This is a genomic window from Aquimarina agarivorans (assembly GCF_000218485.1).
Taxonomy (GTDB): domain Bacteria; phylum Bacteroidota; class Bacteroidia; order Flavobacteriales; family Flavobacteriaceae; genus Aquimarina; species Aquimarina agarivorans.
Genome location: NZ_AFPB01000026.1, coordinates 1 through 8,324, shown reverse-complemented (window position 1 = coordinate 8,324; position 8,324 = coordinate 1). Strand labels below are relative to the sequence as shown.

Annotated in this window: 5 protein-coding genes; 4 read left to right on the top strand and 1 reads right to left on the bottom strand. The window is 33.4% G+C overall.

Annotated elements, in window-relative coordinates; translation table 11 throughout:
- The first annotated feature begins 261 nt into the window (after positions 1-261).
- The 4 genes from GMC_RS0101105 (at position 262) to GMC_RS0101090 (ending at position 7,845) form a co-directional block, all read left to right on the top strand.
- The gene (locus GMC_RS0101105; RefSeq protein WP_010520396.1) at positions 262-1,116 is read left to right on the top strand and encodes a substrate-binding domain-containing protein; all 855 of its coding nucleotides are present in this window, start codon (positions 262-264) and stop codon (positions 1,114-1,116) included.
- Positions 1,117-1,423: 307 nt separating this feature from the next.
- On the top strand, positions 1,424-2,959 hold the full coding sequence (locus GMC_RS0101100; protein WP_010520395.1) for a choice-of-anchor I family protein: 1,536 nt from the start codon (positions 1,424-1,426) through the stop codon (positions 2,957-2,959).
- A gap of 468 nt (positions 2,960-3,427) precedes the next feature.
- The gene (locus GMC_RS0101095) at positions 3,428-5,572 is read left to right on the top strand and encodes a hypothetical protein (protein ID WP_010520394.1); all 2,145 of its coding nucleotides are present in this window, start codon (positions 3,428-3,430) and stop codon (positions 5,570-5,572) included.
- 134 nt (positions 5,573-5,706) lie between these two features.
- Positions 5,707-7,845, top strand: a complete 2,139-nt coding sequence (locus GMC_RS0101090; protein WP_010520393.1) for a hypothetical protein — start codon at positions 5,707-5,709, stop codon at positions 7,843-7,845.
- Here GMC_RS0101090 and GMC_RS18560 read toward each other — a convergent pair.
- A partial coding sequence (locus GMC_RS18560; RefSeq protein WP_010520392.1) for a methylated-DNA--[protein]-cysteine S-methyltransferase occupies positions 7,842-8,324 on the bottom strand: 483 nt, incomplete at its 5' end. The two genes, GMC_RS0101090 and GMC_RS18560, sit on opposite strands and share 4 nt — an antisense overlap.

Sequence of the window (8,324 nt, the reverse complement as noted above, 5' to 3'; positions counted from 1 at the left end):
GGTAGTTGGTAGTTGGTAGTTGGTAGTTGGTAGTTGGTAGTTGGTAGTTGGTAGTTGGTAGTTGGTAGTTTAGGGAAACTGAATTTGAATTAGCTTATTGTTCTATCTCATAATAATTATTAATATTTGTTTCCATGTCTATAACATACTTACTTAAACGCATTTTTTTACCTTCATTCCTACAACCCAAAACTCTCAACCCGCAACCCTCAACCCTAGTCTCATAAACAAAAAACTCTTTATCAATTAAGATCTAAACAAATGAAAAAAATAAAAGTAGGTGGTGTACCCGAACATTTCAATTTGCCTTGGCATTTATGTATCGAAAATGGCAATTTTTTAAAGGAGCAACTTGAAGTTTCGTGGCAGGATTTCCCTGGGGGTACAGGAGCAATGTGTAACGCTTTACGAAAAAAGGAAATTGATGTTGCTATCATACTTACTGAAGGTTTTGTAAAAGACCGTATTGCAGGCAACCCTTCAAAAATTGTGCAAACCTATATTGAAACTCCCTTAATTTGGGGCATTCATGTAAATGCAAAATCCAGCTATCAAAATATTTCCGACCTACAACACACCAAAGCTGCTATTAGTCGCTACGGTTCAGGTTCGCACTTAATGGCTTACGTTAATGCGCAACAACAACATTGGAAAACTGACGAACTTGCATTTCAAGTTGTTGGTAATTTAAATGGCGCCATAGAAAGCTTAGATCAAGGAACCTCCGATTATTTTATGTGGGAACATTTTACTACCAAACCTTTAGTAGATAATGGTACTTTTCGCAACATTAGTGACTGTCCTACTCCATGGCCCTGTTTTGTTATCGTTGTTCGTGAAGAAGTGATTGAAAAACAACCAGATAGAATTAAAAAAATGTTAACCGTTATTAACACAGAAACTATAAATTTTAAGCAAAAAAATGGTGTTGCTGAACTTTTAGCCGATCGCTATAATCAAAAGCTGGATGATATCACTAAATGGCTTAACCTTACTGAATGGAGTCAACAACAAATTAGTAGCGACACCTTAACTAAAGTTCAAAATCAATTACACGAACTTAAAATAATAGATAAAATTGTGGATGCTTCAGTATTGAGCATATCCCAAACCTAAGATCGAAAATACCATCCTTTACAATTCCATAACGCATTATATTATTAACCTTTTAATAGTTGTTTATTTTAAAAAATTTGAAACTTTTGGTTACCAATAGATCAACAAACAAAACATCACATTATTCACATTTAGTTAACACCAAAAAATAAACACATAAACTTCTTATAACAATTTCTTAAAAAAAACTTTCAACTAAATTTAGGTGAGTAGTTTTAATTTGTAATAATTAACAATCCTTTCACAAACTATAGTATATCAGTTAGTTGATTTAAAGCTATAATGGGAAGAACCAACTTAAATTATTATGAAATCAATTTATAAAATAATTGCTTTAACTACACTAGCCATTGCTACCAATGCTTGTCATGAAGATGATATCACAGGAAGCCCCGTTGAAAATCCATTTGAAACTGAATTTTCCAAAGTATCCAGTATTCGTTTTTCTCAAAATGGATTTCCCGAAATAAGTGCTTACGACAAAATCACACAACAAATATTTTCAACCAATCCAGAAGCTAAACGAGTTGAAATTATTAATCTTACTGATGTAACTGCTCCTAAATTAGCTTCAACTATTGATATTAGCAGTTTTGGAAACAACCTAAACAGTGTAGCTGTAAAAAATGGATTGCTTGCCATTGCCATAGAAGGTGAAAATAAAAATGCAGACCAAGGAAGTATTGTTGTTTTTGATACTAAAAACTTAGAAACACCAATTATGAACCTTAAAGCAGGGGTGTTACCTGATATGGTTACATTTACCCCTGATGGAAAATATATTCTTTCAGCAAATGAAGGCGAACCAAATGATGATAATACCATTGACAATAAAGGATCAGTCAGTATCATTGACATTGCGAACAAGTCAATAAAAACCTTGGATTTCACAGCATTTAACAATCAGGAGGAAACGTTAGAAGCAGCAGGTTTTAGAGTTTTTGGAATAACCCGTAATGACAATGAAACAATAACCAATACACTTGATATTGATGTGGAACCTGAATATATTACCGTTGCTAACGATTCTAAAACAGCTTATGTTACGTTGCAAGAAAATAACGGTATTGCTGTTGTTGATTTGTCTTCGCAAACAATTACAGGTATTTTACCATTAGGGTTTAAAGATTTTAACGATCCTACTAATGCCTACGATGTTAGTGATAAAAGCGATGCTTTTGCCCCAGCTAACTGGAATGTAAAAAGTTTTTATATGCCTGATGCCATTGACTATTTTACTGCAGATGGCACTGAATACCTAATTACAGCGAATGAAGGAGATGCTAGAGATTACGATTTTTTTAGTGAAGAAACCAGAGTGAAAGATTTAAAACTGAATCCTATTACGTATCCTAATGCCGATGAACTACAAAAGGATGAAAATTTAGGCAGGTTAAAAATAACCACTGCAAATGGCGATACTGACAATGATGGAGTATACGAACAAATTTTTGGATACGGAGCACGTTCGTTTTCTATTTGGACTACAGATGGTAAATTAATTTATGACAGTGGTAATTTTTTGGCAAAAAAAGCTGTAGAATTGGGTACCTATCCTAAAAATAGAAGCGATGATAAAGGCACCGAACCAGAATCAGTAGTTACTTATACCATTGGAAAATCAATTTATGCATTTGTTGCTTTGGAAAGAAGTGGAAATGTGTTTGTGTTCGATATTTCAAATCCGATTTCACCAGTATTTTTACAAAATTTACAAAATAGTTCTCCCGAAGGTTTAGCTGTTGTACCTGCTGAAAACAGTCCAAACGGAAAAGACTTATTAATTGTTAGCAATGAAGATGAAGGAGGAGAACTCATCATTTATTCAAAAGAACCACTATAGACTAAAAGTACCATAGTTTCGGGTATGAATAAAAGTCATTGCTTTTTAAACATCCGTTTTTTGCAATTAGCTATTAGCTATTAGCAGTATTTTAAAGCCAATAGCTAATTACTAATTGCCAATAGCTCTTGTAATATTTTTTAGAAGCTAAAAGCGAAATGCATAAAAAATGCATAGTTTTAATAAAACCTGAGACCAATAAAAAAAAATCAACTCAATTTTTTATTACACTTAAATTTACAAAAAACGATATTCAATCAGCTTATCGTTTTTTGTTTTTTCTTATCAATACAATCAGTTCAAACATCCCATTAATAATCCTAAATCATAATTTAGTAAGCAATTATTTTTATATTTTATTAAAAAAATGCGTTATTTATTGGTAAATCAACACTAATTATAGCTACATTTAAGGCTTCAAAACAAATAACCCGATATTTATCAATTAACAAATTAATTCTAATTGCAATGAGGTTAACCAACACCAAACTAAGTAAGTTTTTAATTTTTACAGTCATTTTAAGTTTTTCGAGCTGTAAAAACACAGCACAGGAAACAGCGCCTGAAACTGTAAATGAATCACCTGTAAACAATAACGAACTTGTTTTGCTTGATTTTAATAATACTTTGGACGAAACGAATGTTAAAACTGATGATGCTAATTTCGAGGTTATTAAAGATGGAAACAGTTCTAAACTTAAAGTTTCTACAAATTCAAACATTATCAAACCTGGTTTGGTAATTCACAAACCTAAAAGTGCCACTTGGGATTTAAATGGATACTATCAAGTAAAAGCTGATGTAACTAATATTGGGGATGAAGAAATGCAAGTGGAGTTTTATGTTGGAAACGATCCTGATGAGTTGATTAAGTGGTATTGTTCTGATTATGCTGACTTAAAACCTAATGAGTCTAAAACAATTACTGTAAATTTAGCTTGGAGTGATTGGATACACCAACCCCAACTTGATATTGTTGGTATGCGTGGAACTCCCGGAAAATTAAAAACCGATATTGATGCTATTGATCAAATATCATTTTATTCAAGATATGCTAAAGTTCCAAATCAATTTACAGTTAACAATGTAAGAGCCGTAGGTAAACTTAAGGTAAAAGATACAGCTAACTTTTTCCCGTTTATTGACCAATACGGCCAGTATATCCATAAAGATTGGAAAGGGAAAACGCACACCGACGAAGAATTAAAAAAAAGTGCTGAAAAAGAATATGCAGCGTTGAATGCTAATCCTGAACCAAAAAACAGAAATAAATATGGTGGATGGACAAAAGGACCAAAATTAAAAGCCACAGGTTTTTTTAGAACTGAAAAACACGATGGAAAATGGTGGATGGTTGATCCTGAAGGTTATTTATTTTGGTCAAACGGTGTAAATTGCGTATCCTCTGATGCTGTATTTACTGGTATTGAACACAGAGAAAAATATTTCACTGAATTACCTGCTAAAAACGGACCTTACGGACAGTTTTATACAGTAAGTAATCATTCTACACATGGTTTTTACCATGACAAAACACCTTATGATACTTATAATTTTTACCAGGCAAACTTATACCGCAAATATGGCGACAACTGGCTCGAAAAATTCCGTGAGTTATCCCACAAAAGAATGAGAAGTTGGGGGTTGAACACCATTGGTTTTGTGTCTGATAATGGCGCTTTAGCTAAAAAGAAAACACCTTACGTAGGATCAATTTGGATAAATGACACCCCTAAAATTGAAGGTTCTGTTGGGTTCTGGGGTAAATTTCATGATGTTTTTGATCCAAAATTTAAAAAAGCAGTAAAAAGTTCAGTAGCAAGTCAAAAATACGGTGCTGGTGATCCTTGGTGTATTGGATATTTCATTGATAACGAAATGGCTTGGGGATCCGTAGGATCTTTGGCTATTGGTGCTTTAAGAAGCCCTGCTACACAACCAGCAAAAATTGAATTTATTAAAGACTTAAAAAAGAAATACGGTTCAGTAAAAAAATTAAATGATAAATGGGGTACTACACATGCTTCTTGGGATGCTTTGTTAAAAACAACTACTCCTCCTGATGAGACTAAAGCTAAAGAAGATTTAGTCGTTTTTTATGAAAAAATTGCCGACACTTATTTTAGAACTATTAAAGAAGGTTTAAATACTATTGCTCCTAATCAAAACTACTTAGGCTGTAGATTTGCTTGGGCTAATAATGATGTTGTTTTGACTTCTGCAAGTAAATATATGGACATCATGAGCTTTAATAAATATGAATATAGCGTGGAAAACGTAGGATTGCCTAAGGGAGTAGATAAACCAATTATGATTGGTGAATTCCATTTTGGTGCCACAGACCGTGGACATTATCACGCTGGAGTTAAATCAGCAGATAGTCAAGCTGACCGTGGTGTTCGCTATGAAAAATATATGAAAGGAGCATTACAAAATCCGTTGATTGTTGGAGCACATTACTTCCAATATTTGGATCAGCCACTAACAGGTCGATTTGATGGCGAAAATTATAATATTGGTTGTGTAGATATTTGTGATAAACCTTATGAGGAGTTTTTATCAAAAGTTAAAGAAGTAGGACATCAGTTATTTGAACTACGTTCTTCCAAATAATATTGAAAAATATTTATACAAAAAGCCTCTTCAAATGAAGAGGCTTTTTTTGATAATAATACCAATTAAAAGCATATACAGTTTAATTTTTAGTCAATAAAGTTTGTTAATTTTTACAATTCAAATTTATTTTTATGACAAAAATTATATCTAAAGTAATTCAACCTTTTACTTTTTTACTATTAATCATCACCAGTTGTTCTATTCAAAATAAAATCTATGCCCAAAAGCTTGACAAAAATGAAATAGATACCGCAGAAATTACGCTATTTGATTTTGAAAATGGCATTGATAAAACAACAATTATTGCCGAAGATGCCGCCTACACCCTTACAAAATCAAAAAAGGGAACTGTGCTTGAAGTTGCCACCGATTATAATTTATCAAAACCTGGCATTATTTTAAAAGAGCCTAAAGGTGCGCATTGGGATTTAAGCGGCTATTATTCCGTTAAAGCTGATGTAACTAATATTGGCACAAAAGAAATGCAAGTAGAGTTTTATGTTGGAGATGATCCAGATGGATTAGTTAAGTGGTATTGCTCCGATTATGTAGATTTAAAACCCAATGAAAGTAAAACAATTACAGTTTATTTAGCATGGAGTCCTTGGGCTTTTGAACCACAAATTGAAATAAATGGTATGCGTGGCGTCCCTGGAAAAATAAAAACTAATTTAAAAGCAATTAAACAAGTTTCTTTTAACGCTCGTTACGCAGTTTCCAAAAATAAATTTACTGTTGACAACGTAAGAGCTGTACAAAAGTTAGAAATTAGAGACCCAAAAGGATTTTTCCCGTTTGTGGATAAGTACGGACAATACAAACACAAAGATTGGAAAGGAAAAATACATTCTGATAAAGAATTAAAAGAAATCACCAAATTGGAAGCTGAAGCAATTGAGAAAAATTCAGGACCTAAAAATCAAAACAAATACGGTGGTTGGACTGCTGGACCTCAATTAAATGCTACTGGTTTTTTTAGAACTGAAAAACACAACGGAAAATGGTGGATGGTAGATCCTGAAGGTCGTTTATTTTGGACTAATGGTGTAAACTGTGTTTCATCAAAAGCCCCAACAACTGGAGTGGAATACCGTGAATCTTATTTTGATTTTCTTCCAAAAGAAGGAAATGTTTTTTCTGAATTTTATTCCAAAAGCAGTTGGGGTGATCATGGGTTTTATAAAGATAAGAAACCTTATACTGCCTATAATTTTTATCAGGCAAACTTACGTAGAAAATATGGCGATGATTGGTTGAGTGAATTTCAAAATTTAGCTCATAACCGATTGCGAGATTGGGGGATAAATACCATAGGATTTGTCTCTGATTTGGAAGCTACACAACAGCACCGTACCCCTTTTGTGGGTTCTGTCTGGATTTTAAAAACACCCAAAATAGTAGGATCAACGGGGTATTGGGGTCCCTTTCATGATGTTTTTGACCCTGAATTCGAAAAAATTGTAAATAAATCCATGCAAACACAAAAAAATGGTGCTGGTGATCCTTGGTGTATTGGCTTTTTTGTTGATAATGAATTATCATGGGGTGATATAGGTTCGTTAGCTATTGGCACCTTAAAAAGTCCTGCCAGCCAACCTGCCAAAATTGAGTTTGTAAAAGATTTAAAAAGCAAATATGGAAGTATTAACAAGCTAAATAGCATTTGGAAAACTAATCATACATCATGGGATGACCTACTAAATACTACTACAACTCCAAAATTTGAAGATGCAAAAGAGGATTTAACCACTTTTTATGGAAAAATAGCAGATACTTATTTTAGAATAATTAAAGAAGGCTTAAACACCATTGCGCCTAAACAAAATTACCTAGGCTGCCGTTTTGCTTGGGCAAATAATGATATCGTACTTACTGCCGCTAGTAAATACATGGACATTATGAGTTTTAATAAATATGAATACAGTGTTGAAAATATAGGGTTACCCGAAGGTGTTGATGCCCCAATTATGATCGGAGAATTTGATTTTGGTGCGTTAGATCGTGGTCATTTTCATTATGGTGTAAAATTAGCCAAAAATCAAGCTGAACGAGGTAGTATGTATAAAAGCTATATCGAAGGTGCATTGCGTAATCCATTAATTGTTGGAGCACATTGGTTCCAATACAATGACGAGCCTTTTACGGCACGTGGTGATGGCGAAAATTACAACGTAGGTTTTGTTGATATTTGCGATAACCCGTATACAGAACTTATCGACAAAGTAAGAGAAACGAGTTATAAGCTATACGAATATCGCTCTGAAAATTAAGAAAACATGTCCAATTGATTTGTTTGTAAAGCTCCTTCTAACTGAAGGAGTTTTTTTTTGGTGGTCAATCCACCTGCATAACCTACTAAATCACCATTACTCCCTATAATACGGTGACAAGGCACTATAATTGAAAGGGCATTTGCTCCATTCGCTGATGCAATAGCTCTTATGGCTTTCGGGTTGTTCAATTGATTTGATAACTCAAGATAAGATGATGTTTTCCCGTAAGGGATTTGAGTAAGCGCCTCCCAAACTGTTTTCTGAAAATCAGTTCCAACAAACAACAAAGGCATATTAAATTCAGATTGTTTTTTACTAAAATAATTTAAAAGCTGTTTTTTAGTCTCCTCAATTATAACTGATGTTTCCTCTTTAAAATCTGCTTCTAAACCTTTTTTGATTCGAGCATCAACAGCCGCTCTTTGTTTTCGATACCGCCAATCGCATAAACACAATTGCTCCTTAAAAGAACCTAA